The organism is Candidatus Kuenenia sp. (genome assembly GCF_027493735.1).
Lineage (GTDB): Bacteria > Planctomycetota > Brocadiia > Brocadiales > Brocadiaceae > Kuenenia > Kuenenia stuttgartiensis_A.
Window position 1 is genome coordinate 62,836 of the sequence record NZ_JAOSKF010000024.1, and the last position, 24,786, is coordinate 87,621.

Here is a 24,786-nt window from a genome sequence, read left to right on the forward strand (position 1 = left end):
ACACGTAAATAATAGAAAATTATATGTTAAACCAGGGGGTCACCCAGATATATTTTATGTGAAACACCAATCGCAGGCATACTTTTATCGGAAGCGCCATCATGCAGAGAAAGAGGAAGGCAACGATTGTATATCTAATGAACCCGAGCTTCTCTATAGCCAAACTTTTTCTGCGTTTTAAAAACCGGTAGGGGAAGGATATCCCCAAATAAAAATAACCAAACAACACTAACCCGCCAAGCATAAAGCCCGGCAAAGAATTCGACCTGATCCCTATAAGGCTGGTCAGATCATAATTTGTTTCCGCAACAACCCGATGTGGGTCCCACTCATGCCATGGCCAAAACCACAACCAGCCTGGTCCACGCATAAACACCCCGACGATGATCAGCAATATCCATAAGACGTGAAACCCAAAGCAAAAGGTCAGCATCGCAAATTTTCTTTCTTTAAAGGTATAATAACCATTCCCCTTTGGATTACTATCCACATAGGGAATGACCATTAACCCGGCAATTATCAGCATCGGGAAAATAACGCCGGCAATCCATGGGTCAAAATAAACAAGCATTTCCTGCAATCCCAGAAAATACCAGGGTGCCTTTGCAGGATTTGGAGTCATGGTAGGGTCTGAAATTTCTTCAAGGGGAGCGTCAAACAGGACAGACCAGACGATGAGTATGATTGTGCAAATAATAGCCGCCAGGAACTCTTTTCTTATCAAGAATGGCCATGTGGCTATTTCATCTTCCGATATATCAATATCTTTTTCCCTGGCAAACGTCTTGCCTTTTATAAAGGCAAGGGCGCGATGCCGGTCTTTCTTTTCTTTATTTTCCTCGCTATTACTCATATCTGTTTCGTAAAAAGGTCTTCAATCTGTTTTTGCCGCTGTTACATTTTTTGCAACACTTTAGTTTTTTGAAAAATTCCAATAATAGCGATGTTTGTCGCATAGGGTAGGGGCGAAGCATTTGCCCGTTTGGGTATGAATGTATTTATGACAATTTACGGCAAATGCTTCGCCCCTGCTTTTTTTTGCAGTGATCAGCCAACGTATTTTTATAGAAATATTACCCCTCTGAATAGGCGAAGCGTTTCATGGTAATTGCCCTTGTGGGGCAACGTTTAACGCACAATCCGCACCGGATACACTTTTCTTCATCTATTATCATTGCGGCATCCCATTCTTCGGGGATGTTTTCTTCATTGCGTAAGGAATCTGGCAACGAAATATTTTCACGCGAAACCATCGATATGCAATTGTAAGGGCAAACATCGATGCAACCGCCGCATAATATGCACTTCTCATCGATAAATATATTGTAATGACAAAGCAGGCAGCGATTTGCCTCTTTCAGGGTATTCTCCATGGAAAATCCCAGTTCTGATTCGGCGTCTAAGCAGCCTCTTTTGTCCAGGGGAAGCGATTCCTGCTTTTGTCTGGGAGCTACTTCATAATCGGAGACTCTTTTTGAAGGGCTTTGGTGTTTATAATAAAATTGATAATCTCCCTTTTCCTGTCCGGTCAAAAAAGTATGTATCGAACCTGCCGCCTTTCTTCCGTCAGCAATCACCTCAATTACATTGCGGGGTCCCGTCACGCAGTCTCCGCCTGCAAATACCCCTTTCCGTGACGTCATGCCTGTTTCATCAATTAAAGGCATCCCCCATTTGTTGACCTTTACGCCCAGTCGTTCTGAAAGGAATACAATATCCGGCGCCTGCCCGATGGCGGGGATAACCAAATCTACAGGTATGGTAAAATTGCTCCCTTCAATAACCTCCGGTCTGCGGCGTCCGGATTCATCGGGTTTGCCAGGTTCATTCCTTACACATTCTATATGCGTAACTTTTCCGTCTTTTCCAATCAGCCTGACAGGAGAAGTCAGGCAAAGCATTTCAATGCCCTCTTCTTCCGCCATTTGAACCTCCATCTCGCCCGCCGGCATTTCTTCCCTGGTTCTCCGATACACAATCGATGCCTTTCCGGCATCCAGCCTTAGAGATGTACGTGCGCAATCGATAGCTGTGAAGCCGCCCCCGATCACCACCACGCTTTTCGGAACGTTTTTTATTGTGCCAAGGTTGGTTTCTTTCATAAAGGAAACGCCATGTATTACCCCTTCCAGGTCTTCGCCGGGAATATCCATGCGGGATGATTTATGTGCGCCGGCGGCAATGTACACGGCGTCAAATGTCTGTAAGAGTTCCTCAAACTTTTCCGGCGTGTTTACCGGTGTGTTTATAAGGATTTCAACGCCAAACCCCTTTATCCATTGTAGCGTATTCTCTATTATGCTGCGCGGCAGACGATAGGGGGGGATTCCCACACTGAGCATGCCCCCTGCAACCGGCAGCGCTTCATATATAATAACATCGTGCCCCTTTACCGCTAAATCATGGGCTGCCGCAAGGCCGCATGGGCCTGAACCAATAATTGCGATGCGTTTGCCGGTTTTTTTAACGGCAACTTTTTTTTGGGGAAATGGATGAAGGGCAAAATCAGCGGCACTTCTTTTCAGAGTGCATATGGCAATGGGGCTGTCAATTGCTCCTCTCCTGCACGCGGTTTCGCAAGGATGGGTGCAAACCCTTCCGAGAATAGGGGGAAAGAGATTTGCCATAAAATTAAGGTTTAATGATGCATCGAAATTCTCCTCGGCAATAAGTTCTATATAATTCATTGCGGGAGTGTTGACGGGACATGCGTACTGGCAATTGATATTTTGCCGAAACCAATGATCATCTGTCTTGATAAGCGTGTATTCCATAGATCACTGTTCTCCTTTCCGGCGTTCCTCTTGTTTCAGCCTTCGATCGTTTCTGAATGCCTGCTGAAAGGTAATAAAGGAGAAGATACACAGCAAAAAGATCAATGCCACAATGGGGATGTTATCCGGTTTAGTTATAATAGCCCATATATTTTCCATAATTTGAAATCGATAAATAACACTATCAAAGCGGCCCTGATATGCCTCCGTCTTTGCGAATTCGCCAGAAATGCACCATCATAAATATGCTGATAATTAATGGAAGTCCTATGCAATGCCATACATACGCCCTTAATAACGCATTACTTCCAACCAGCGAACCGCCCAGAAGGGCAAAACGTATATCATTGTGGGCGGTCATACCCAATTGTTCCCCGAAAGGTCCTTCATGGCCAAGCAATGGAGTGGAACGCGCCATGTTTGTTCCGACCGTAACAGCCCAGAAACCCAATTGATCCCATGTAAGCAAATAACCGGTAAAGCTCAGGAGAAGGGTAACCACCAGCAGAACAACGCCGACACACCAATTAAATTCTCTTGGCGGTTTATACGAACCCGTTGCAAAAACGCGAAACATATGCAGCCACACCGTAATTACCATTAAATGCGCTGCCCATCGATGCAGATTCCTCAGTAATGCCCCAAACGGCACCTGATATTCAAGATCTTTTATATCCCAATACGCATCATGTACCGTAGGCCGGTAATAAAACATCAATAGTACGCCGGTAACTGTAAGCGTTAAAAACAGGAAGAAGCTAATGCCCCCCATACACCATGTAAACTTAAATTGCGGTGCGTGTCGTTTTACCTTTGCGGGATGCAAATGGAGGAAAACATTGGAAATGACCTTTAACATCCTGTTTTTAGGCGTGTCTGAAAAACCATGCCGGAAAACAGACTCCCATACTTTTGACCGAAAGACGCTGTTGCGGACTGCACTAAAGAATCCTTCTTCTTTTAAAAGCCTTTTGTATTTTCTGAAAAATGTATCTTTCTGCGGATTTTCCATGGATTATACCTTTAAAAATGCCCCGGGTTTGTCCCATTCACCCCGTTCACCCCTGTATCGGGTGCTTTCATCGACAATGATCTGCCCGTCATCGCCCAATGCCACTTTAAATCGCTCCAGGGGCCTCGGCGCAGGGCCTTCAATGTTAATTCCATCAGGGGTAAAACCGCTGCCATGACATGGACATTTGAATTTCCCCTCGGAGGCCAACCAGTTCGGGGTACAGCCCAGGTGAGTACACTTTGCCTCAATGACATACAATGTATCATCTTCCTTGACTATCCAAATCCTGAATTGTTTTTTAAATTTTTCGCTTACGCCTGAAGCATATTGGGAGGGGAAACCGATTGAATAACGCGTGGGGGGTTCGAAGATAGTTCTGGGGAAAAAAAATCTGATAATTGAGCCGGTGATTGTGGCAGCAAATATACCTATAAAACCCCAGCCGGTAAAGTAGAGCAATTTTCTACGATTTACAGGAATTTCAGAATTTTTAACTGCTTCCAACATATTTCACCGGAATTATTTTAAAATACACTTAATGTAGTGTTTATTTAAAAGATTGAAAATTCCTGGAAGATTAAATTGAGAATCCGGAAGGAATTGTCAATATACTATCATTTCCGTCGGCAGCATTATTGTATAATGAATAATAAATGAGAAATTATGAAAGTCAACTGAATTTTCAAATATGGTTAAATTGACAAAATGGTTAAGTGGTTAAGTCGTTAAGTCGTTAGGTAGTTAAAACGATTTAACTGTTTGACCAATCAACGAATTAACGAATCAAGGTGTTGGCAATGCTACCTTTACCGGTACCGGTTGAATTGTGTTTTTAATGATCTCTTTTGAATTGACTATGTTTAATTTTTTAAAGAGGAAGTCAAATTTATCTTCAAGATCCTGTCCGATTTTTGCCCTGATATTTTCCGGTAAATCCCAGAATTTCTGCTTGAAAGGGCCGAATCCCATTTTTCTGGTTGTGTAGATAAACTGTTCTTCGGTCTGGCCTTCCTTCCATTCGCTGCGGCATTTGTCTTTGAGGAGTTCGTATATCTCTTTCTTAAAATCTGCGGGGAAGGCGCTGTTATCATAAATCATATTTTGAAATTCTGTGGCGAGATGCACTTCCGCCGTATCTGCTTCCGGAAATTTGCTGAACGCATCAGCAGGAAGCGTTGAAGCGCCATGCTGCACTGCCCCGCTCATGCCGTATTCATCCTTTGCAGTATTTGACAAGGTTTTTAAAGTGTCAAAATCCAGTTTCACGTTGGCAATGGTTCCGTCAGGAAGTACGACCCCTCCATGGGATGTGCCCGTCTGCACGCTGATTTTGCTGATGCCTTTTAATCCGCTGCCCTTTGTTTTTAAAGTGGCGTTGTATCCATCCATGAACGCACGCAGTTCTTCAATAGTGCTGTTCTTTTTTCCCACTTCGCCGATTTCTCCGCCAACGGATATCGTAATGCCCTTTGGTTCCAATGACCTGATATACGCGGTAAGTTCGGCGGCAAGTTCAAAATTGAGACGTTGCTGCCCGGCAAGATCGGGTTTGCTCAAATCGACCAGTGTAGAGGTATCGACGTCAATATTATAAAAACCTCCATCGATGGCCTCTTTTATGAGGTTTTTTACCGTAGCAAGCTCTGCTTCTTTGTCTGCCTGGTATTTCCGGAGAATAATCTGGAAGTGATCGCCCTGAATAAATACAGGGTATTCATGCCCTTCCCTGATAGCTGCCGCAAGGACAACCGCTGTGTATTCTGCAGGCCGCTGACCGGTATATCCGATTTCCGATCGTGCGATCTCAAATATTATTGCAGCCGCATTGTTTTTCTTTGCCGCACAAAACACAGCGCGGGCAACGTCATAGGTAAGTCCCCGAATGTTGATGGCCGGCACGGTGAAACCCTTGTATTCTCTCCGTCCCATCGCATCATAAAGCGATTGTATGGAAGATGACGCATTGCCAAGCGCATTACTGGCCGACCAGATTAGCCACCGTGAGATATCTTTCAGATTGCTGTCACTGTTGAAAACGGCATTGTAAACGATTTTATCTATCGTTTTTGTTCTTAACGCATCTTTATTGATTATAGAAACAGTTCCGTCTTTTTGAATATCGATAATGCCTTTGATATTATTGAATAGTTCTTCTTTTGTTGTGTATAGCATAAACAGTATACTCCCTTCCGTATATTTTTATTTATTTTTGAAATATCCTTCATATTTCTCCACGTCTTCTTTGCTCCCGATAATAAGAGGCGTTTTTTGGTGGAGTTGTTCCGCTTTTATTTCCATGATGGCAGTATCGCCGGTGGAAGCCTTGCCGCCTGCCTGTTCAACAATAAAGGCAAGTGGAGCTGCTTCATAGAGCAATCTGAGTTTTGATTTTGGTTTGTTCGGGTCTTTATAATCGGCAGGATACAGAAAGATGCCTCCATACAAAAGGGTTCTATGAAAATCTGCCACCAGGGAACCAATGTACCGGAGAGAATAAGGCTTTTGCCCCGTCTCAGGGGTTACCTTTTTCAGATCGTTAATATACTTACGTGTCCCTTCGTCCCATGTATTTGTGTTTCCCTCATTGATACTGTAAATCTTGCCTCTGGAAGGGATTTGAATGTTTTTGTGCGAGAGTAAAAACTCTCCGATGCCAGGGTCAAGCGTGAATCCATGGGAACCGTGTCCGGCAGTATATACCAGCATGGTGCTTGAACCATATACAATATAACCCGCGGCAACTTGCTCCACGCCCTTTCTCAGGCAATCCTCAAGTGTTCCATTGCCAGCAGTCGTTTTTCTTCGATAAATGGAAAATATGGTGCCTACGCTTACGTTTGCGTCAATGTTTGAAGATCCGTCAAGGGGGTCGAACATGAGCATGTATTTGCCTTTGGGATACTGGTCTGGTATCGGGATAATGTCTTCATTTTCTTCCGATGCCATAACACAAAGATGACCTCCATGATCCATGGATTTTATAATGACGTCATTGGCATACTCGTCTAGTTTTTTAACTTCTTCTCCATGGATATTTTCCTGTCCTGTGAGACCCAATATATCGGCAAGCCCGGCACGATTTACTTCCCGTGAAATGATCTTTGCGGCAATGGTTAAGTCCCACAGTAGCCCTGTCAGCTCGCCTGTGGCCTCAGGGTGATCCCGCTCTTGTTCAATTATATGTCTTTGTACGGTAATAATTTTACTTCCCGACATACTGCATGCCTCCCAACAAGATTACGTTTCAATTCAATGCTATTCCTTAATCTTCACAACCCCATAATTCTCACTGTCCGCCAAAAGGCAGACGTTTCTGCGATATTCTACATTCTTACTCGTTTATGTGTCAATGTTTTATCTTTTTGGCAACAAACGGAAGACGCATTTGTTTAGAATTTCAAATCATTTTGTCATTAGAATTTGTTTCGGATTTCGTGTTTCGGATTTCACCATTATCGGGTTGGCGTTGACAATGCAGATCAGAAATAAACAATAAGGGAGGTAAGAAACATGTGTTCATTGAGGTCAAAGCTGGTGCCCGATAGTCCAAAATCTTCGCCGTCAACGTCATTTGCCCATCTGAATTGGTAGGCGGCGTCAAGGCTGAATCGTTTCGTGGAAATGCCGCTTCCAACGCTAAAACCGTACACATTGGTAGGATTTCCAAGTGAGGGGCTGGGATCATAAAAAAGTCCCCCGAGAAGAGGAATGATGGTTTTTTTGCGGAAAATCAAATATTCCTTACCGGTACTGATGGCAAAGGTGTCATCAATATCTCTGTCTGTGGATGCGCCTTCCAGTGGACGTGATGTATTGCCCTCTTCGTCTTTCTGCTCAAATGTTGACCAGTATGCCGACGGATATTTTGGGCGTGACAAGTACTGACAGCGCGGGCGTTAACGCCCCGATGCCGCCTTTTGATTCAAATTGTATCGTTTGCATGTAATTTAATGACGGCGGGGATGGGTCATCAATGGACATGCTAAGGTCCACGTCCATGTGGAAATCATAAATCTGCTGATAGTTTAACGCCGCAACCATGTTTTTCCCGAAGACCCTGAAAGGATACGCAGCGCTGGCGTAATTCAAATCGCCACGCGATACGGATTCATTGTCAAGGGTGAGTCCGGTAAGCCCCGGATCAAAATCCTGATCCGTTGCCAGAAAAGAACCCACTATGGAGATTTCCGGCTTTTACAACTGTGTCAGGGCGCCGGGATTCCTTGAGGCGGCAGTAGCGCCGTCCACGACGGCTATAAAGGCGCTTCCCTGTGCAATAGCCCTTGCGCCCGAACCGGTGGGCAGCGGAACCGAGTTAATATTTGGAGGCGATAGGGAAAATTGTGCAAAGGCTGCCCGTGATAATGGCAGAGACAGGAAGATGCATGTTAACGCAAAAAATATTTGTTTTTGTCTCATAAAAATATCCTCGTTTCATACTACGTTCCATGTAGAAATGCACATACAGGGCGCTCATGCGTCCATGGCAGAATAATCCATAAATTTTTGTTACACTATAGTTTTTGTAACACTTTGGTTTTTTGAAACCGTAGGGGCGAAGCATTTGCATGTTTGGACATGAACGCATGTATGCCAGTTATCGCAAATGCTTCGCCCCTACTAAAATTTGTATTTAATCCGTGCAAATCCGGTGTCCTTCATTTTTCTGTTGACAATACCCGGCACAAAAAGTAGCCTTTTGCATTATGAATAAGATATTGAGCGCCATCATACTGATCTCCTTCTTTATTCTCCAGCATACCGTCATTGCCGTAGAGACCGCCCCCCGCATATCTGACCGTGAGATCATAGAGTCACTTGCTGAAATACGAGGAAATTTAAAAAGACTTGATGAAAAGCTTGATACCGTGGATAAAAGCCTCAATAAACGCATTGATGATCTAGACTCCAACCTCAATAAACGTATCGACGCTCTTGACTCCAAGCTCAATAAACGCATCGACGACCTCCGTACAGACATAAACAGCCGTTTTGAAGAAGTAGGCAATCGTTTTGACACACTACAATGGACGCTTGGGCTTTTTATAACCATTGCCCTGGTAATTTTTGGGTTTGTGCTACGCATGCAATGGCAGATGCATCGCCGGCAAACACAGATGGAAACCATTCTTGAGACCCAAAGAGAAGAACTTTCGTTCATAAAGAAACTCATCGAAAAATTCCAACCTCCCAGAGGCGTACTGTAAAATAAAAAGTATCTTTTGCCCTATCCGTTAATTCACTCCACAACTTAACCAAACATTGTGCGGCAGCAGGTAAACCATGATTTTTAGTAGCGCCGTTTGCAATCATAACCTTTGTATTGTCAATTCCATTATTGACTGTACCAAACGTCATCCATGCCATTCCGCCATTATCCCTGATTTTCTTCCATCCTATTTCGTAATCACCATATCATCCTTCATTATATCTACAGAGTCTTTTGCCGTGGTAATTTTGACGAAAGACGTATCCGGCTGCACATAGACAACGCGTGCGATTACCTCCAGGGGTTCTTTTATCCTGAAATTCCCCACATTTATTTCCCTGAAAACCAGCAATTTCATCCCTATTGAAAGCCCGTGGTTTGCGCCTGCGTTCACATGAAATCCCTTTCCTGAGACGTGTATGACCTCTCCCTGCGTCATCGGAAACTGCTGTTTCATTTTTAACGCAAGGCCGTACATGAGCCAATTAATGTTTTTATCATTTTTATCTTCGTCGTAAACATCCGTATTCGCCAGTATTTGCGTTGTTTCAGTATCCACAAGCCGCAATGTGACATTTATTCCTTTGTCATTTTCCTCAACCGAAACCAAAGAGCATGCCTTCCGCCGCCTTTATTTTCCCGATCTTAATGGCGGTATCCGGCGACGCCAGTTCAGAGTTGCTGATTTTTTGTTCCTTTAGTATTTCCAGCAATTTTGTCTGATCTCTTTCTACAAAATTAAACCTTTTAGAGTCCTCATCGAAGGCATTGAGGAGTTTGGCGTAAAGCCGTTCTGCCGGTACTCCCTTGTGTGCAGATGACTGCAGCGGCTGCAATGCCACGGAGTATCTGGATGCTCCAGAATACGTTCTCAACGGGAGCAAGGAAATGGTAAGCCTGGCTTCCATATCAAATAATTCAAAGGTTTTTTCTCAATAACAACCGGAAAAAGTGCGGCTTCGTTGCCTTCTGCGTCAATTGCCCTCACCGTAACGGTATTTTCCCCTTCATTGAGTTTGAGGAAATGATTGAAGAATACATGCTTGCCAGGCCTGATGTCTATGACTTCCCCGTTAATAAACAATTTTTCAATGCCGCTGTCATCATGCGCCTCTCCGCTAAAGAAAAAGTTTTTATCGTACACGATGCACGGCTTTATGCTGCTGCGAATAATCGGTGAAGATATATCTTCGCCTTTGATTTGAGACGAAGTATTGTTTTTTGTATCAGGCGCAACGGCGGTTTGAGAGGCGAGAAACGTATTGATAAGGGATCCGCTTAGCCTGGTTGCGGCAAGCAAAACGGGTTTGTTGATTGTGGTATTTTGCGTAAATTTAATTTCACTCCATTTATCTTAAGGCCAGAGCGAAGCCTTTACCGTCAATTTTTGCTCTCCGCTTGTTTCGTTTCCGGCAACGTCTGTCACCCTGAATGATACATTGTTTCCTTCCTCTAAAATTATTTCCTGCTGGAAATGTACCTCCTTTTCATCGCCATGCGGAACAACCGTATTATTTATAGAGAGACTTTTTATGTCATGATCATCCACGACCGTTCCTTTTACAATGGCGACATTCCTTCCTTTTTTCCTTTGCACTTCTATATCATCAAGATAAAGAATCGGCGGACGCAAATCCAGGGTACACCTCAACTTTTTAATAACAACTGGGCGGGTAACTAAGGCGGACTGGATAATTAGGGTATTGGGGTAGTATTTGCCGTAAGTTTAAGCATGGTGTTCAAGGCGTGACCCCAACACACTCCTTGCTCATGCCATGTTCAATCAATTTCCATTGATCCCTTTCTTTTTTATACGTAATTTTATAAGAATAATCGACCATTTTCTGTCGCCATAAGAAAAAATGCAATATGCCCGTTACAAAGATTTCAACTTGTTTTGCCTGTGGCGCTATATCCTCGAACATTGCGATACAATGTTTTGTTGTATCCGGCGCTAATTCCCCTTTTGCAATTGCGGCATACTGATATTTCTTTCCTTCGTAAAAATCCTCGTCTAATTCTTTAATGTAATCTACAAGTTCCGGATAATATGCGTCGGCATATTCTTCTCCTGTATCCGTTTTCATAAATACATCTATGGGCACCATGATTGTTTTCCCGATAGTATTCTTTAAGTTATAAAACCAGACAATATAGTGCAACTCCCCTTTTGTCCCTGCATTATGCACATATGTCTTTGGCGCAGTCCATGAAAAATCAAGCGTAGATGCATATGATGTATGCATGAAGCAAAACATAGTCAGTAACAGTAATACAACAGAAAAATATCTCCGTTTCAAAAAATTACTCCCTTCTTAATTGTTGCATTTGCATATTGCGAAATTTTCTGGATCTAACAACAATATTCCTTGTTGCGCTGTACACATAATCTCCCATAGCAGTGCCGTCATTGTCGGCTTCCAATCCAATGGCAAAGAATCTGACGGGATTGGCGACCCAGAACTCCTCGGGCGGTGCCTGCCATTTTACATGCCAGTATTTTTGGTTTGTGCCTTTTTTCGTATGAGTTGCGTAAAGGCCGCCCGCTTCCACTTGTGTATCGTCGTCGTCTCCGACGTTAATAAAATTGCCCACTAATCGGTTAAAATACCTGTCTTGCGCTGCAATTTGAAAGCCATGATAATACGTATCCGTTTTTTTAAACGAAACCAGAATATCAATAATTTCTCCCGGTTCACACTCATCTAAAACAAATAACATAAATTTGCCCTTACCCGAACCCACGGTATATTGGTAATGGCATCCCAGAACGTTACATGTAGAAAAGGCTGGAGCATAAAGAGCCCAGCCGTCTTTGGTTGTCGCAGCGCCTACATTTGCCAGGGGCGCCCCGTCGGAATGGGCAAATGAATGCTGCGAGAATAATACGAATATGGAAATTAAAAAAACAATGAAGGCATAATTCGCCATTCGTAAAAAGATAAAAAATGCTGAAATACCTGTTTTTTTATACAAATAGGAAGAAAATTGCCTCATTTTTTTTTATCCTTTACACTTTTGGAAACTTCTTTGAGAAGAGATAATCCATAACGTACTGGAACGCCAAAATTGGATCCTCTGAATCCCGGAAATATCCCATAATTAATTCCGATAACCAGCCCTTTTTTATTAAATATAGGACCGCCGCTTCCGCCAACTGTTGTTTGGGCATCATATACCAGTCTGTTTTCCATAATATCACTTAAATGGCCTTGAGTGGCAAGGGGTTTTATAAAGCCGAAATTGGAAAGTTCCTGAACTAACTGAATAAAAGGGATGTGAATAAATTGTCTTACCAGTTCCGGATCCATCTTTGCAAAAATGGCCTTTATTCCCGCAGGATATCCCAGTAGTAATATTGGTTCTCCCACAACGGCTCCCTTGTCTGTTGTATCTAATTCATGCACCGGAATATTTATGCCACCGGTATTTATGCGAAGCAATGCTACATCCACTTCATCTGAAACCTTTTCCACCGTCAGGGGGAACGGTTCTTTGATTCCTGGGAAAAACGCCCTGAATACTACAAACTTAGGTTTTACCCCCGGATCTAACTGTGGCGCAGAGAAAGTATCAAGTTCCCACCATGGTTCGGCAATATGACGATTGGTTATGATCAGGCCTTCTTCGCTAACTAAAAAACCAGTGCCGGTATATTCATTTATCCCGGTCCTTCTTCCCATCATAAAAAGCGGTTCACCAGTTTCTTCATCATAATAGGAAAAGGCTCCCTGAATAAGGCAAACGCCGTTAGTATACTTTTTTATTATGTTTTCTGCAATAGACCTTTCGAGTTCTAGCATTTTCACCTTTTCGACGGTTTGTGTTAATTTGATATTTTGAACAAAAAAATATGCGATCACAATACCGGAAAAGACAACCAGTGTTAAAATAATACGCAATTTGATATGGTGCGATATTTGGGTGTAAATCTCCCATAAAAGTTGTTTAAAAAATCCCGTTGCAGTGTTGAAACGCCCCTTCTTTGAAGTAAGAGCAATCTCTAAAGAGTCTTCCAATATTTCAGACCATTGTTTGCAAATATCATCTTCATCCATTTTTATACGGAATCGCACCGTTGGCCCGCCTGCTCCAAATTCGATTAAATCACCGTCTTTAAGTGCCATTTCGCTAATTACTCTATGATTAACCAGCGTGCCTTTTAAGCTTCCTTTGTCGATTAACAGATACTCACATTCTTTCCGTAGTATTTCAGCATGAAAAGCGGAGATGTTTGTATCTTTTTTTGCATCAAAGGCAATTTCATTTGATGCATCGGCGCCGATAGTTATTTTATCGGAAGAAAATACTTCTGTTTTTCCACGACGGCTGCCAGATAAATGAACTAATACTGCTTTCAGTGCAATTTCTCCTTCACGTTAGTACATTATGCAGTCGGCAATCTACAGTCTACAGTTGGCAAATTGCAGATTGCAAGATTTAGGACAGAGGATTGAGGATTGCCGACTGAGGACTGTTTTGGATTTTCCCGGGAGTAGGGCTTTTTGCTATAAATACTTGTTTATCTCGGCTATCAACATTTCTTTTGTGAATGGTTTTTCCAGGAATGATACCTTCCCCAGCGCCTGGAAGCATTGATATGCTTGTTTGTCTAATGAAGACGCCATAATCACGGGTACCTCTTTATAATGTTTGTCTTTCCTTAACAAGGAAAACAACCTGTCGCCTGTAATATTTTCCATCAGAATATCCAGTATTACCAAGTCATATTTTTTACCCTTCATTTCTTTGAGACCTTCTTCTCCGTCTGAAACATACGTGACCGAGAATTGTTCGCCTTTCAACATATCCCTGTAAAATTCCTGCATTTCAGGATCGTCTTCTACAATTAATAAATCTTTCATAATGTACCTTCCTTTAAAAACGATAAACCACTAAGTTGATTGTTTCATCAGATGGCATGTGGGCAATCTGAAGGTAAATTTTGCCCCTTTTCCTTTGCCGCCAGATTCAGCCCAAATACAGCCATTATGTAATTCGACAATGTTTTTGCTTATTGCAAGGCCTATTCCGGACCCTGGTATGGAAGGGGTTTCCTTATAAAATTTGTCAAACGCATGCTTAATTGCTTCTTCGTTCAGCCCCTTTCCTGTATCTTTTACGGACACTTCAAAGCCGTTGGGCGTTATCATGAACGATATATCGATCCGGCCATGACTGGTAAATTTTATTGCGTTTCCGACCAGATTAACAAGTAAATAATACATTTTTTCCCGGTCGGCTTTCAAAATAATGGCGGGAGGTATTTGATGTGTTATTTTATTGTCTTTTTGTATAGCGATAGGGTTTAATTCGTGGATAACCTGGTCCACCAATTCGACGAAGGTGAAATCGGATATATTTAAACGTTCTACTCCCGATTCCAGCCTAGATATGTCGAGCACATTTCTGATAATGTTTTTCAAACGGCTCACATTGTTTTGAAGAAGATTGTAAAGATGTAGTTCTTTTTCCCCTGGAGATTCACTTTCTATTGCAAAAGAACGCCAATACATGTCAATTGCCATTTCCATTTTGGCAACAGGGGTTTTTAGTTCATGCGTAACGTCACGGATCAAACTGTTTTTCAACTCATCCAGTTTTTTCCTATCGGTAATATCCCGGCAAAACCCTTCGATGCCAATTATTTTATTATCCTGTTTGATGGGGATTGCTTCCAGAGACAGCCATACAATGTTGCCTTTTTTGTGGACAACTCTAAATTCAAAATCCATCAAGGAGTTCTTCTCGCCATGAAATAACTGAAGAATTTCGCGCTGCACCTGCCCCTGGTCATCCGCGTGGCATAGAGAAAGTATGGAACTGCCCGCATCATAGAAGTAATGCACGGAGTAACCCAGTATTTTTTCTACGGAAGGATTTATCAGAAAGAATTTGCCGTCGCTTGTGCATTCAAAAATAATGTCAGGGGAACTTTCGACTACATTTCTATATTTTTCTTCCGCATCCTTGATTCTGTTAAAAAGCCGTGTATTTTCAATTGCCATGGCTAATTGCGGTGCAATTTTTGACACAAAATCCACATGCTTTTTCGAATAATGTTGCTTCTGCCTGCTGCCAAAATTTATGCTGCCTATTATGCGTTCTTTGAATTCGATCGGATATTTTTTCTCATCGATATGAAACAGTTTTTGATGTTTCATTATGCATCCTTTGTAAACAAGCGGAAAACCAAGTCTTGATCGAATGCCCTCCTTAAACAAAAAGACGTCCGTTGCAAATTGGCTTTTGGCGGTATCGTCCACTATTACGGGTTTGCGGGATTGCACTACCTTTTCCATGAGGCTGTCTTTCATGGGGTACAAATCGCCTTCTTTGATGTAGGTATCTTCATGCGTTTTTGATTGAACCACAAATGCTTCGTATAAATTATTATCCTCGGTTATAAGTGTGATGGTTAATCTGTCAAAATCAATTATTTTTGACAGTTCATTGCTCATCGTCTGATAAACTTCACGAATATCAAGGCTGGAGAAGATGATTTTGTTAATATTAAGAAAGGTGTCTTTGTTGTAAGTAAACATAAGGGGATTTAAACAATCAGTAATTTCTATTGAGTTTCCTGATAAGAAACATCCAATGTATTGAGAGTATTATAGGGGAAACAAAGCATTTTCTGGTATAAAAAATGTAACTATTCTGCGTAATCTATTAAACCACTGAAGCACAGCTCGTTCTCAAACCTTGTACTGAACATAGTGAAGTATATGATTGGGTACGTAATGGCACTGGAAACTGCATTCGCGGGTTCAGGTTTACAACCTGAACCCATGGGTTTATGCAGATAATGGGGCTATGTACTGCGGTAAAATTCCAATGCTCAAATTACAAAACCCATGTTTTGAATATGGGATTTATTTGTCATTTGTCCTGCTAATAGAAGGCGGGATTGAAAGTATAAAACGTTTGGTTCAGGTTGTAAACCTGAACCCGCCGGGAGACTAAAGTGTTGCAAATTATTACGATTTGTTTGACTCTATTAAAACAGGTGTTGAATCTTCAGATATTCAACACCTGTTTTTTACGACAATCAACAAATCAAATGCTAGCCGTTGCTAAATAGCCGCTTCGTCGCTCTCTCCGGTACGTACACGGTGTATATCGTCAATTGGGGAAATAAATATCTTCCCACCGCCGATGCTGCCCGTTTGTGCCTCTTTTTTGATGCAATCTACGACCTTATCCACATTCTCGCCTGCAACAACAATCCCGGCGGGTTCAGGTTTGCAACCGTTCGGCTTGAGCTCACGACGAAGCCTGAACCTATGAGTTTATGCGTATAATGGGGCCATGTACTGCGGTAAAATTCCAATGCCCAAATCCCGAAATCCCTGTTTGGAATCTGGAATTTATTTGTCATTTGTTCTGCTAATAGAAAGCTGGATTGAAGGTATAAAACGTTTGGTTCAGGTTACAAACCTGAACCCGCGAATGTAGTTTCCAGTGCCATTACGTACCCAATCAGATACTTCACTATGTTCAGTACAAGGTTTGAGAACGAGTTGTGCTTCGGTAGTTTAATAGATTACGCTGAATAGTTACAAGAAATTACTGCTAAGGTACTAATTATTCATCTCTCAAAAAACGTAATAGTTTAGCTTTTTTAAAAAGATTTGCCAGGCATATAGATTACCGTGTACGTGGTAAAAGGTTTGCTTCCTTAAAACACAACTCCGGCCCTCTTTTTGCAACTCCCCATTTACCGCAAGGTTTTGACAGATTCCGTCGGAATTAAATAAAAAAGGCATACACAATAGTCCGTAAATGTGCAATATAATTTAACTGAATAAAAGCACATATATTAGCTCCGCAAATCTTTCACGACATTGAAATAAAAAAACGCACCATTTCCGGCTAATTTGGTTAAATTGGGCCGGGACCGCCAAAAATGCCAGGTATTTTCTTTATTACAGCCAAAAAATTTCCTTTTTCGAAAAGTCTTGCCCTTGCGAAATTTCTTAATTTTAAGCACGGTATGAGTGCTTACCTTTCTAAAATTCAATTCATTTGACTACACATGCTGCTTTACGATTAAAATAATAATATTACGGTTTACTAAAACATTTTTAAGCCGGTCCCGGCGTATTATTAGTTCCAAAAAACATTCACCATGAACAAAGTATTCATAATAAATAATTTAGATGTGTAAAGTTATTCGCACATAGCATGCCTAAAAATATTTGTCGGAAAAAGTATTTCATAACTATTTAATAATAGGAAATGTACAGCTTTTATAGATTGTGTGGATGGTGTTTTTGATATCTTTGGTTGCTTCAGAAAACGGTTGATTTAAACCATGAGTGTTATAATTGGGTAAGGTGGAATGGGCCGAACTATTACAAAAAATGGAAAATCCTTGCTTTACTATTTAACCAGCAGCAACATAACATCCATCACATTTGTTTTCGTAGGACCCGTAACAATGAGCTCATTTGTCTCTTTGAAAAAAGAGAATGAATCGTTATTAAGAAGATATTTTTCCGGATGTAATTTTTTACTCTTTGCATTTATAATGGTAGTGCCATCTACCATTGCCCCTGCGGCTTCAGTGTTGCCATCCATTCCATCCGTTCCCGCGCTTAATATTAAGGTATCCGCTAATCCATCAATTTCTATTGCCGCAGACAAGGAAAATTCCTGACTCCTTCCGCCTAAACCATTGCCTTTTACTGTTACGGTAGACTCCCCGCCTGCGATAATACACGCAGGGCGCTCGGCAGGGCAGCCGGAAGCATGAATTTCCCGCGCAATTGCGCCAAAAACCTTGGCTATTTCCCTGGCCTCGCCTTTTATACAGGAAGATAAAATAAGCGTATTATACCCCAGTTGTCCTCCTTTTTCCTTCGACGCAGCCAGTGCCGTGCGATTATTGCCGATGATAATATTGCTTACCCTGTCAAATATTTTATCGCCGGGCTTCGGCGTTTCTTCCACGTAGCCGTGGATCCCGTTTTGAATGTGTTGCTGTATGGAAACGGGAATCTTATGATGTAAATTATACTTGTTCAATATCCATTCACAGTCCTGAAAAGTACTGGGGTCCGGCGAGGTCGCTCCGGAAGCGATCGTTTCTAAAGGATCATTTATTACATCTGACAATATAACAGATATCATCTCCGCCTTGCACAAGCCTGCAAAACGTCCCCCCTTTACAAGAGAAAGATGTTTACGGATGGCATTCATTTCATCAATAGTAGCGCCGCATTTCAATAACGAAGCAGTAATTTCCTTGATTTCTTCAAGGGAAATCCCTGCATAAGGCAATTCAAACAGCGCTGATCCGCCGCCGGAAATCAAACAAAACACCAGGTCATCTTCATTTGCCTCTTTTGCAATATCGATGATTTCTTTTGTGCCATTAATGCCTGAAGAATCTGGAATAGGATGTCCTGCGGGATTAAGTTTGACATATTTACAAGGTGTAGTATAACCATAACGAACATTTACAATGCCCTTTTTTATCTTATCCCCCAGCAGTTTTTCCACTGCCGCAGCCATAAACCCGCTCACCTTTCCAAACCCTGTAAGATAAATATTATTATATTTGCCAAGGTCGTACGTTTTTCCTCCAATAGTTAGACTATTCTCCTTTACCGCCATGTATTTTCGTATGCATGTATCGGCTTCGACAGCATGTAAACCAGCAAAATAAATTTGCAACGCATCTTTTCTTAATGATTCTGCGGTATTCATAATCGTCTCCTCTAATAAATACATTTTGCAAAACATATCCCTGCGTTAATGCCTGCTAATGAAACCATTTTACCGGCAATCAACGGATTTTTTTGCTTTCAGAAAAAATAACATATTGATTTAAATGTCTATTGTCAATATTATTATACATAGCACTTTCACCCGAAAAGCACTAAAGCATCATTCCCGCGAAAAACGGGGGGATACGTTTTTTCGTAAATGAATAGCTGTTTCTCTGCATGGGCGAAGCATTTGCCGCCGAAAACATAAGGCTCTACCGGTATGCAACATCAGTAAACGCCTCGCGCCGCCACGTGGTGTGGTCGCAAACAAAGTTGCCGAAATACTAAAGTAGAGTATTTACAATAAAATCCGTAAACCAGGAGAACCGAGAATGTCCAATGAACTTTCCACGATAAATCATACTATTATGGAGCATACCGAGCTGGAACACTTAGTTAATACAGAGCAATACGATAAACTTGAAGAGCAATGGCTAGGCATTGTAGAATCGGAAATTGATGACAAAAAACCGCTCTTGCATATTATCAATTTACTTATAAGACAGGAAAAGAAATTTGCACATGATTTTCTCATTATGTTGGAATCTTACTATAACGAGAAAAATGCGTATAATGATCTATTGGAAGTTTTGAAATATATATTGAAATATTTTCCGAAGGAAAAAGGACTTGCTCCAAAATTTGCCGCTTGTTACGCCAATATCTACAAAGAAAAACCCTATGCAAGCCTATTCATTAGTAAATCCAGTATAGAAACATCCCCGGAGACTGCCGCATCTCTCAAAATGCTGGAAAAGTATTTTATGTTTGAACAAGGGGATTACGTATATCATAAGAGTTGGGGAGTTGGCAAAGTAGTTTCTTTTGATCCTGAGGGAGAGAAGATTTATATTGATTTTGAGAAGAAAAACAACCATGGAATTGCCTTAGAGATTGCTTCTGATATTTTACAAAAACTGGAAAAGGATAGTTTGCGGGCAATGGTGTATTGCCAAAAAGACATTTTGAACAAAATGATTGATGAAGATCCTGTGGGTTTGATCAGGCTTACCTTAAAACATTTTCATGGCAAGGCTACGTTAAACAATATAAAAGAACAACTCCTTGCAGGACTCTTGCCGCCATCCGCATGGAGCAAATGGTGGACAAAGACGAAAAAACTGATACTAAAAGACCCGTACCTCCAGTTTACCGAAGGCTCGCCAACCACTGCCCTTCTGGAAATCAGGACAAAACCATTGACGCCGCATCAGGAAATTATTAATACGCTCACTCAATCCGGGGAAATTTACAAAGAAATCGAGTCAGCCCGAAAATACCTCGCCGAGGGAGGAAAGAATACTGAAAAATGCAAAGAAATCTTACAGAAAATCAAGTCACTCTTTACGCAAGAAGCTGAAAAATTAAAGGACACACATCCTTCCGCCGTTATTGAATGCCTTCTCCTTGCCGAACAAGTGCAAATTATGCTGAACGAATGCCCTGCAAATTACAAGGATATGATTGAAACCGTTATAAAAAACTCCGACAATTTATCAAAACTAATCGGTAACATATGCATATTAGAGTATAAAAAACATGTTCTTCACAGAATCAAAAAAATATACCCGGAACATTGGCAAAATGAATTTGCCAGCTTATTTTTTGACCAAAATAGCCATCTTTGGGAGTTTATAATTAAGGAACTTATTAATGAGAACAAGCAGGATTCATTAAATAGTGTTTCGCAAAAAATATTTTCACAGTTTAATGCATACCCGGAACACTATTTCTGGTTCTGCAGAAACAATTTTTACGGACGTTTCCCGGATCTTTATGCGAATATTAATTCCGGAACACTTTTCATTCAACTAATCGAACTGATAAATAATATTTACTTTAAAATGCAAAAGGGACGTGACGGAAATATCCGATCGATATTTAATAAAATCAAAGGCCTGTTAGAGGAAAAAGGAACCGATCATGCCATAAACCATTTGACCGAATCCAATGCAGCCAGCATGTATAATGTAGTTTCGGGCAGTAAATGTATTGAAGATTGGTTTAAAATTTCCATTGAAAGCGTTATTCGCGACCGTTTTCCCGAGATGATTAAAAAGCCGGAAATACTCACCTTGGATGAAAATAAAATCTATGTTACAAAACATGGATACGAAAAGCAGAAGAAGGAACTCGACAACATCATGAATATTCAATTTGCTGAAAATGCGCGCGACCTTGGAGAGGCTATCAGTCGCGGTGATCTCAGAGAAAACGCAGAATATCAGGCGGCGCGTGAAAAACAGGCACAGTTGATCGAAAAGGCGGAACGATTGAAGGCTGACTTGCAAAAGATAGTTTTTATCGAGCCGTATACCGTAAAAACGAATATCGTCTCGCCAGGCACAAAAGTAACTATTAAAAACAAGGACAAAGAAACCACGGAAACGTATACACTGCTGGGCCCTTGGGATGCTGATATTGACAAAAATATTATCTCTTATCTGTCGCCAATCGGAAAAGGCTTGTTGAATAAAAAAACAGGTGAGACGGTCACTATCCAACTTCCGGAAAACGAGATAGTTTGCGATATTATAAAAATAGAAAAGGCATTATAAGTAGGGGCGAAGCATTTGCTATAAATAAATGCGTTCATGCCCAAACGAGCAAATGCTTCGCCCCTACACTATGCGGGCAAATACCGCGATTATTGGAATTTTTCAAAAAACTAAAGTGTTACAGAATTCCGGGTTTTATAGAGTAGAGACGCACAGCCGTACATCTCTACATTTGTATTAAAACCCCCCCCTTAAATTCCCTCTAAAATTTGGCCTGCATTGTGAACACTTTACAACGGATATAATAGAGAACGCAATGTAAAAGAATTGAGCGTTCAGGTCAGGGAGTAATGTATAATGCATGCGTAATTGGTTCGTTACCAAATGCTGAAAGAAGCAACCGCCATGCTTAAAATCACGATAACTTTGTTGCATATGCTACAAACTTGCATTATACTACGTATGAAATTACGGAAGTTTGCCTAACTTCTGAAAAAACAGGAAAGGGGGAGAAATAAAATAACTTGAAACATCCATAGGTCTGATTTACTCAAACGCAAATATACACCAAATAAAATATTGTTATTAATACCTAAAAGAAAGGATAGAAACATGAATATTTACGCCGGCAACCTGGCACGACAAACAACAGAGGAAGAATTGAAACAGGTTTTTGAGGAGTTTGGGCAGGTCACGTCCGTAACAATCATTAAGGATAAATTCAGCGGAGAATCCAGAGGATTTGGATTTGTAGAAATGCCCTCAAGGGCAGAAGCGCAGGCTGCGCTAGATAGTCTCAACGGCAAAGATTTAAATGGAAGGGTTCTGAATGTTAATGAGGCGCTTCCCCGTACTGATGACCGTAAGCAAGGCGGCGGTGGTGGTAGAGGTAGAAGTGGCGGCGGTAGAAGCGGTGGCGGTGGCGGCAGAAGTGGCGGCGGTAGAAGCGGCGGTAGTGGTGGTGGTAGAAGTGGTGGCGGAAGGCCCTGGTAAAATTGATTTACCTATTGGGGGCAAAGAGGAATAATGCACTTTCGGTTCTATAAGTACAAGCCACACATTTGCAAAATAATAAAGGCCGTGGCATGATTCCTCTTTGTATTCACAATACCATTGCAGTATCAAATTCACAGAAAGAGATAATTGCTCAAAAAAGCCCCTGCTTTCATAATAGCAACTTCCCGTATTGTAAAAAACCGATCATGATTACATCGATGTTGACGTATAATGGCCTGGGTCGCTTCAAATTCGTCTAAAAAACGCATCAAATTGTCAGGAAAGCTCGATATTTTTTAGTAGTTTTGTTTTATTAGCATTCCCGTAATAATAGAGTGATATTCAGTGTAGCGGCAATTCTCGAATTGCCGCTACATACTGATACAAAGGCATTTCCTACCATTCTAACGGAAAAAAACAGAATGATTGCCGGTATTTTTACCAATGAAATCTGCGCAATCTGTTGTTCATCGGTAATTTCTTCTAAAATTTGGTAACTATTCAGCGTAATCTATTAAACTACCGAAGCACAACTCGTTCTCAAACCTTGTACTGAACATAGTGAAGTATCTGTTTGGGAACGTAATGGCAATGGAAACTACATTCGCGGGTTCAGGTTTGTAACCTGAACCAAACGTTTTATACTTTCGATTCCGCCTTCTATTATCAGAACAAATGACAAATAAATTCCGGATTCCAATTGTGTCGTAGATGTGCCGGTATATGACCCGCTAACCGTGCCGTGCCGGAACCACGTCATGGTAGACGTGCCGTTGGTGTTGACCGTACCATGGTTGTTCCAATGTTTATTGCCGTGCCTGTTGATACAATAGGAGATAACAAGCACTGCGCCGGTGTTAAGCTATTTGCAGTTGACACGTCTCCCAACTGACCATAAGAATTAGACCCCCACGCCCACACCGTATTATCCGATTTCAAAGCTATCGTGTGATAATCCCCTCCTGCAATGGCAATTGCATCGGTTAGACCGCTTACCTGCACTGGCGTTAAACGGTTTATAGTTGTCCCATCTCCCAACTGACCATAAGAATTAGACCCCCACGCCCACACCGTATTATCCGATTTCAAGGCTATTGTGTGATAATCCCCTCCTGCAATGGCAATTGCATCGGTTAGACCGCTTACCTGCACTGGCGTTAAACGGTTTATAGTTGTCCCATCTCCCAGTTGACCAGAATTATTCCACCCCCACGTCCACACCGTGCCATCTGATTTCAAGGCGATTGTGTGAACATATCCCCCTGCAATGGCAATTACATCGGTTAGACCGCTTACCTGCACTGGTGTTGAACGGTTGGTAGTTGAGCCGTCTCCCAGTTGGCCATATCCATTATATCCCCATGCCCACACCGTGCCGTCTGATTTCAGGGCGACTGTGTGGACATACTCCCCTGCAATGGCAATTACATCGGTTAGACCGCTTACCTGCACTGGTGTTGAACGGTTGGTAGTTGAGCCGTCTCCCAGTTGACCATATCCATTATATCCCCATGCCCACACCGTGCCGTCTGATTTCAGGGCGATTGTGTGAACATACCCTCCTGCAATGGCAATTATGTTAGTTAGATAAGTCACCGGCGTCGGTATTGAACGGTTTGTAATTGTCCCGTCTCCCAACTGACCATAAGAATTAGACCCCCACGCCCACACCGTATTATCCGATTTCAAGGCTATTGTGTGATAATCTCCTCCTGCAATGGCAATTACATCAGTTAGACCGCTCACCTGCACTGGCGTTGAACGGTTTATAGTTGTCCCATCTCCCAGTTGACCATTCCAATTTGCCCCACATGCCCACACGGTGCCATCTGGCTTCAGAGTTAGCGTATGATATGCACCTGCTGATATCTGTGATCGCGGCAAAAATATGGTTTCACTTCCATAGGATATACCTCTGCTGTTTTGAGCAGCTATCCTGTAATAGTATGTCGTCCATGGCGTTAAAGATCCTAAAGTAGCACTTATGTACGCAGAGCTGGTTCCGCATGGAATAGTTGCTGTGGTATCGAAATACACTCCACTGCTCGTGCCATAATCAAACCACGCAGTAGTTGCGGCCCTGTTGCCGTCCACCCACCCATTCAGTAATACGGAACTCAAGCTAACGCACGTTGTTGAACCTGTTATCACGGCAGGGGTAGTAACGGAATTCATGTCGTATCTCAAACTCCGTACAGGCGTTGAACTGTTCTTCGTTGACCAGTTTCCCAGTTGATTATTTCCATTATACCCCCAAGCCCACACCGCGCCGTCTGATTTCAAGGCAATTGTGTGATAATACCCTCCTGCAATGGCAATTACATCGGTCAGACCGATTACCTGTACTGGCAATGAGCGTTCTGTGGTTGACCCGTCTCCCAGTTGTCCATAAATATTCCTCCCCCACGTCCACACTGTGCCGTCTGATTTCAAGGCTATTGTATGATAAAGCCTTGCGGTAACGGCAATTACATCTGTTAGGCCGCTTACCTGCACTGGTGTTGAACTGTTGGTCGTT

At 42.0% G+C, this 24,786-nt stretch carries 25 protein-coding genes; 4 read left to right on the forward strand and 21 right to left on the reverse strand.

Annotated features, from left to right (window positions below):
* Window positions 1–19: 19 nt before the first annotated feature.
* From M5U24_RS17510 to M5U24_RS17550, 9 genes are all read right to left on the reverse strand, one after another.
* The gene (locus M5U24_RS17510; RefSeq protein ID WP_099324548.1) at window positions 20–853 is read right to left on the reverse strand and encodes a cytochrome C; all 834 of its coding nucleotides are present in this window, start codon (window positions 851–853) and stop codon (window positions 20–22) included.
* Window positions 854–1,073: 220 nt separating this feature from the next.
* Complete coding sequence (locus M5U24_RS17515; protein ID WP_099324547.1) at window positions 1,074–2,774, reverse strand: FAD-dependent oxidoreductase; 1,701 nt, start codon at window positions 2,772–2,774, stop codon at window positions 1,074–1,076.
* A 3-nt stretch (window positions 2,775–2,777) separates the two neighbouring features.
* Window positions 2,778–2,933 (reverse strand): hypothetical protein, encoded by a 156-nt coding sequence (locus M5U24_RS17520; RefSeq protein ID WP_164994551.1) that lies wholly within the window; start codon window positions 2,931–2,933, stop codon window positions 2,778–2,780.
* A 25-nt stretch (window positions 2,934–2,958) separates the two neighbouring features.
* On the reverse strand, window positions 2,959–3,786 hold the full coding sequence (locus M5U24_RS17525) for a cytochrome b N-terminal domain-containing protein (RefSeq protein ID WP_099324546.1): 828 nt from the start codon (window positions 3,784–3,786) through the stop codon (window positions 2,959–2,961).
* A 3-nt stretch (window positions 3,787–3,789) separates the two neighbouring features.
* Window positions 3,790–4,296 carry a Rieske 2Fe-2S domain-containing protein gene (locus M5U24_RS17530; protein WP_099324545.1) on the reverse strand — a complete coding sequence of 169 codons (507 nt, stop codon included), beginning with the start codon at window positions 4,294–4,296 and terminating at the stop codon, window positions 3,790–3,792.
* A gap of 276 nt (window positions 4,297–4,572) precedes the next feature.
* Window positions 4,573–5,961, reverse strand: coding sequence for a class II fructose-bisphosphate aldolase (locus M5U24_RS17535; protein WP_099324544.1), 1,389 nt, complete (start codon window positions 5,959–5,961; stop codon window positions 4,573–4,575).
* A 27-nt stretch (window positions 5,962–5,988) separates the two neighbouring features.
* The gene (gene fbp, locus M5U24_RS17540; RefSeq protein ID WP_099324543.1) at window positions 5,989–7,005 is read right to left on the reverse strand and encodes a class 1 fructose-bisphosphatase; all 1,017 of its coding nucleotides are present in this window, start codon (window positions 7,003–7,005) and stop codon (window positions 5,989–5,991) included.
* Between the two features lie 263 nt (window positions 7,006–7,268).
* The gene (locus tag M5U24_RS17545; protein WP_230405737.1) at window positions 7,269–7,667 is read right to left on the reverse strand and encodes a hypothetical protein; all 399 of its coding nucleotides are present in this window, start codon (window positions 7,665–7,667) and stop codon (window positions 7,269–7,271) included.
* Window positions 7,624–7,965, reverse strand: coding sequence for a hypothetical protein (locus tag M5U24_RS17550; RefSeq protein ID WP_230405738.1), 342 nt, complete (start codon window positions 7,963–7,965; stop codon window positions 7,624–7,626). The genes M5U24_RS17545 and M5U24_RS17550 overlap by 44 nt, the downstream gene beginning before the upstream one ends.
* Before the next feature lies 1 nt (window position 7,966).
* Here M5U24_RS17550 and M5U24_RS17555 point away from each other — a divergent pair, with 1 nt between their 5' ends.
* On the forward strand, window positions 7,967–8,284 hold the full coding sequence (locus tag M5U24_RS17555) for a hypothetical protein (protein ID WP_230405739.1): 318 nt from the start codon (window positions 7,967–7,969) through the stop codon (window positions 8,282–8,284).
* 211 nt (window positions 8,285–8,495) lie between these two features.
* On the forward strand, window positions 8,496–8,996 hold the full coding sequence (locus M5U24_RS17560; protein ID WP_099324542.1) for a hypothetical protein: 501 nt from the start codon (window positions 8,496–8,498) through the stop codon (window positions 8,994–8,996).
* A 189-nt stretch (window positions 8,997–9,185) separates the two neighbouring features.
* Here the strand turns inward: M5U24_RS17560 and M5U24_RS17565 are convergent, their stop codons facing one another.
* The 11 genes from M5U24_RS17565 to M5U24_RS17615 all read right to left on the reverse strand — a co-directional run bounded on the left by M5U24_RS17565 (window position 9,186) and on the right by M5U24_RS17615 (window position 18,712).
* On the reverse strand, window positions 9,186–9,608 hold the full coding sequence (locus tag M5U24_RS17565; protein WP_099324541.1) for a hypothetical protein: 423 nt from the start codon (window positions 9,606–9,608) through the stop codon (window positions 9,186–9,188).
* Window positions 9,595–9,906, reverse strand: a complete 312-nt coding sequence (locus M5U24_RS17570) for a CsgG/HfaB family protein (RefSeq protein ID WP_157820420.1) — start codon at window positions 9,904–9,906, stop codon at window positions 9,595–9,597. Before M5U24_RS17570 ends, M5U24_RS17565 begins: the two co-directional genes overlap by 14 nt.
* A complete protein-coding gene (locus tag M5U24_RS17575) occupies window positions 9,870–10,298 on the reverse strand; it encodes a hypothetical protein (protein ID WP_099324539.1) in 429 nt (142 codons plus the stop codon). Before M5U24_RS17575 ends, M5U24_RS17570 begins: the two co-directional genes overlap by 37 nt.
* 54 nt (window positions 10,299–10,352) lie before the next feature.
* Window positions 10,353–10,631, reverse strand: coding sequence for a hypothetical protein (locus M5U24_RS17580; RefSeq protein WP_099324538.1), 279 nt, complete (start codon window positions 10,629–10,631; stop codon window positions 10,353–10,355).
* 106 nt (window positions 10,632–10,737) lie between these two features.
* Entirely contained in the window at window positions 10,738–11,244 is a 507-nt protein-coding gene (locus M5U24_RS17585; RefSeq protein ID WP_157820419.1) for a hypothetical protein, read from the reverse strand.
* Between the two features lie 58 nt (window positions 11,245–11,302).
* A complete protein-coding gene (locus M5U24_RS17590) occupies window positions 11,303–11,995 on the reverse strand; it encodes a Reeler domain-containing protein (RefSeq protein ID WP_099324536.1) in 693 nt (230 codons plus the stop codon).
* Window positions 11,992–13,365, reverse strand: coding sequence for a trypsin-like peptidase domain-containing protein (locus M5U24_RS17595; RefSeq protein WP_320414775.1), 1,374 nt, complete (start codon window positions 13,363–13,365; stop codon window positions 11,992–11,994). The genes M5U24_RS17590 and M5U24_RS17595 overlap by 4 nt, the downstream gene beginning before the upstream one ends.
* 141 nt (window positions 13,366–13,506) lie before the next feature.
* Window positions 13,507–13,863: a response regulator gene (locus M5U24_RS17600; RefSeq protein WP_099324534.1), complete on the reverse strand. Its 357-nt coding sequence runs from the start codon at window positions 13,861–13,863 to the stop codon at window positions 13,507–13,509.
* A 30-nt stretch (window positions 13,864–13,893) separates the two neighbouring features.
* The gene (locus M5U24_RS17605; RefSeq protein WP_099324533.1) at window positions 13,894–15,543 is read right to left on the reverse strand and encodes an ATP-binding protein; all 1,650 of its coding nucleotides are present in this window, start codon (window positions 15,541–15,543) and stop codon (window positions 13,894–13,896) included.
* Window positions 15,544–16,074: 531 nt separating this feature from the next.
* Complete coding sequence (locus M5U24_RS17610) at window positions 16,075–16,227, reverse strand: P-II family nitrogen regulator (protein WP_099324532.1); 153 nt, start codon at window positions 16,225–16,227, stop codon at window positions 16,075–16,077.
* Window positions 16,228–17,383: 1,156 nt separating this feature from the next.
* A complete protein-coding gene (locus M5U24_RS17615) occupies window positions 17,384–18,712 on the reverse strand; it encodes a glycerate kinase (protein ID WP_164994557.1) in 1,329 nt (442 codons plus the stop codon).
* 394 nt (window positions 18,713–19,106) lie between these two features.
* Here M5U24_RS17615 and greA point away from each other — a divergent pair, with 394 nt between their 5' ends.
* Both greA and M5U24_RS17625 read left to right on the forward strand, forming a co-directional pair.
* Entirely contained in the window at window positions 19,107–21,332 is a 2,226-nt protein-coding gene (greA, locus tag M5U24_RS17620; protein ID WP_164994558.1) for a transcription elongation factor GreA, read from the forward strand.
* A 552-nt stretch (window positions 21,333–21,884) separates the two neighbouring features.
* Window positions 21,885–22,265: an RNA-binding protein gene (locus M5U24_RS17625; protein WP_099324528.1), complete on the forward strand. Its 381-nt coding sequence runs from the start codon at window positions 21,885–21,887 to the stop codon at window positions 22,263–22,265.
* A gap of 759 nt (window positions 22,266–23,024) precedes the next feature.
* On the opposite strand, the gene M5U24_RS17630 is transcribed toward M5U24_RS17625, so the two are convergent.
* Window positions 23,025–24,764, reverse strand: a complete 1,740-nt coding sequence (locus M5U24_RS17630) for an RCC1 domain-containing protein (protein ID WP_298203151.1) — start codon at window positions 24,762–24,764, stop codon at window positions 23,025–23,027.
* Window positions 24,765–24,786: the final 22 nt, after the last annotated feature.

Bases quoted from the DNA above. Each gene is read 5' to 3' on its own strand.
- M5U24_RS17510 (WP_099324548.1), bottom strand. From the start codon at position 853: ATGAGTAATAGCGAGGAAAATAAAGAAAAGAAAGACCGGCATCGCGCC.
- M5U24_RS17515 (WP_099324547.1), bottom strand. From the start codon at position 2,774: ATGGAATACACGCTTATCAAGACAGATGATCATTGGTTTCGGCAAAAT.
- M5U24_RS17520 (WP_164994551.1), bottom strand. From the start codon at position 2,933: ATGGAAAATATATGGGCTATTATAACTAAACCGGATAACATCCCCATT.
- M5U24_RS17525 (WP_099324546.1), bottom strand. From the start codon at position 3,786: ATGGAAAATCCGCAGAAAGATACATTTTTCAGAAAATACAAAAGGCTT.
- M5U24_RS17530 (WP_099324545.1), bottom strand. From the start codon at position 4,296: ATGTTGGAAGCAGTTAAAAATTCTGAAATTCCTGTAAATCGTAGAAAA.
- M5U24_RS17535 (WP_099324544.1), bottom strand. From the start codon at position 5,961: ATGCTATACACAACAAAAGAAGAACTATTCAATAATATCAAAGGCATT.
- fbp (WP_099324543.1), bottom strand. From the start codon at position 7,005: ATGTCGGGAAGTAAAATTATTACCGTACAAAGACATATAATTGAACAA.
- M5U24_RS17555 (WP_230405739.1), top strand. From the start codon at position 7,967: ATGGAGATTTCCGGCTTTTACAACTGTGTCAGGGCGCCGGGATTCCTT.
- M5U24_RS17560 (WP_099324542.1), top strand. From the start codon at position 8,496: ATGAATAAGATATTGAGCGCCATCATACTGATCTCCTTCTTTATTCTC.
- M5U24_RS17570 (WP_157820420.1), bottom strand. From the start codon at position 9,906: ATGGAAGCCAGGCTTACCATTTCCTTGCTCCCGTTGAGAACGTATTCT.
- M5U24_RS17585 (WP_157820419.1), bottom strand. From the start codon at position 11,244: ATGCATACATCATATGCATCTACGCTTGATTTTTCATGGACTGCGCCA.
- M5U24_RS17590 (WP_099324536.1), bottom strand. From the start codon at position 11,995: ATGAGGCAATTTTCTTCCTATTTGTATAAAAAAACAGGTATTTCAGCA.
- M5U24_RS17600 (WP_099324534.1), bottom strand. From the start codon at position 13,863: ATGAAAGATTTATTAATTGTAGAAGACGATCCTGAAATGCAGGAATTT.
- M5U24_RS17605 (WP_099324533.1), bottom strand. From the start codon at position 15,543: ATGTTTACTTACAACAAAGACACCTTTCTTAATATTAACAAAATCATC.
- M5U24_RS17615 (WP_164994557.1), bottom strand. From the start codon at position 18,712: ATGAATACCGCAGAATCATTAAGAAAAGATGCGTTGCAAATTTATTTT.
- greA (WP_164994558.1), top strand. From the start codon at position 19,107: ATGTCCAATGAACTTTCCACGATAAATCATACTATTATGGAGCATACC.
- M5U24_RS17625 (WP_099324528.1), top strand. From the start codon at position 21,885: ATGAATATTTACGCCGGCAACCTGGCACGACAAACAACAGAGGAAGAA.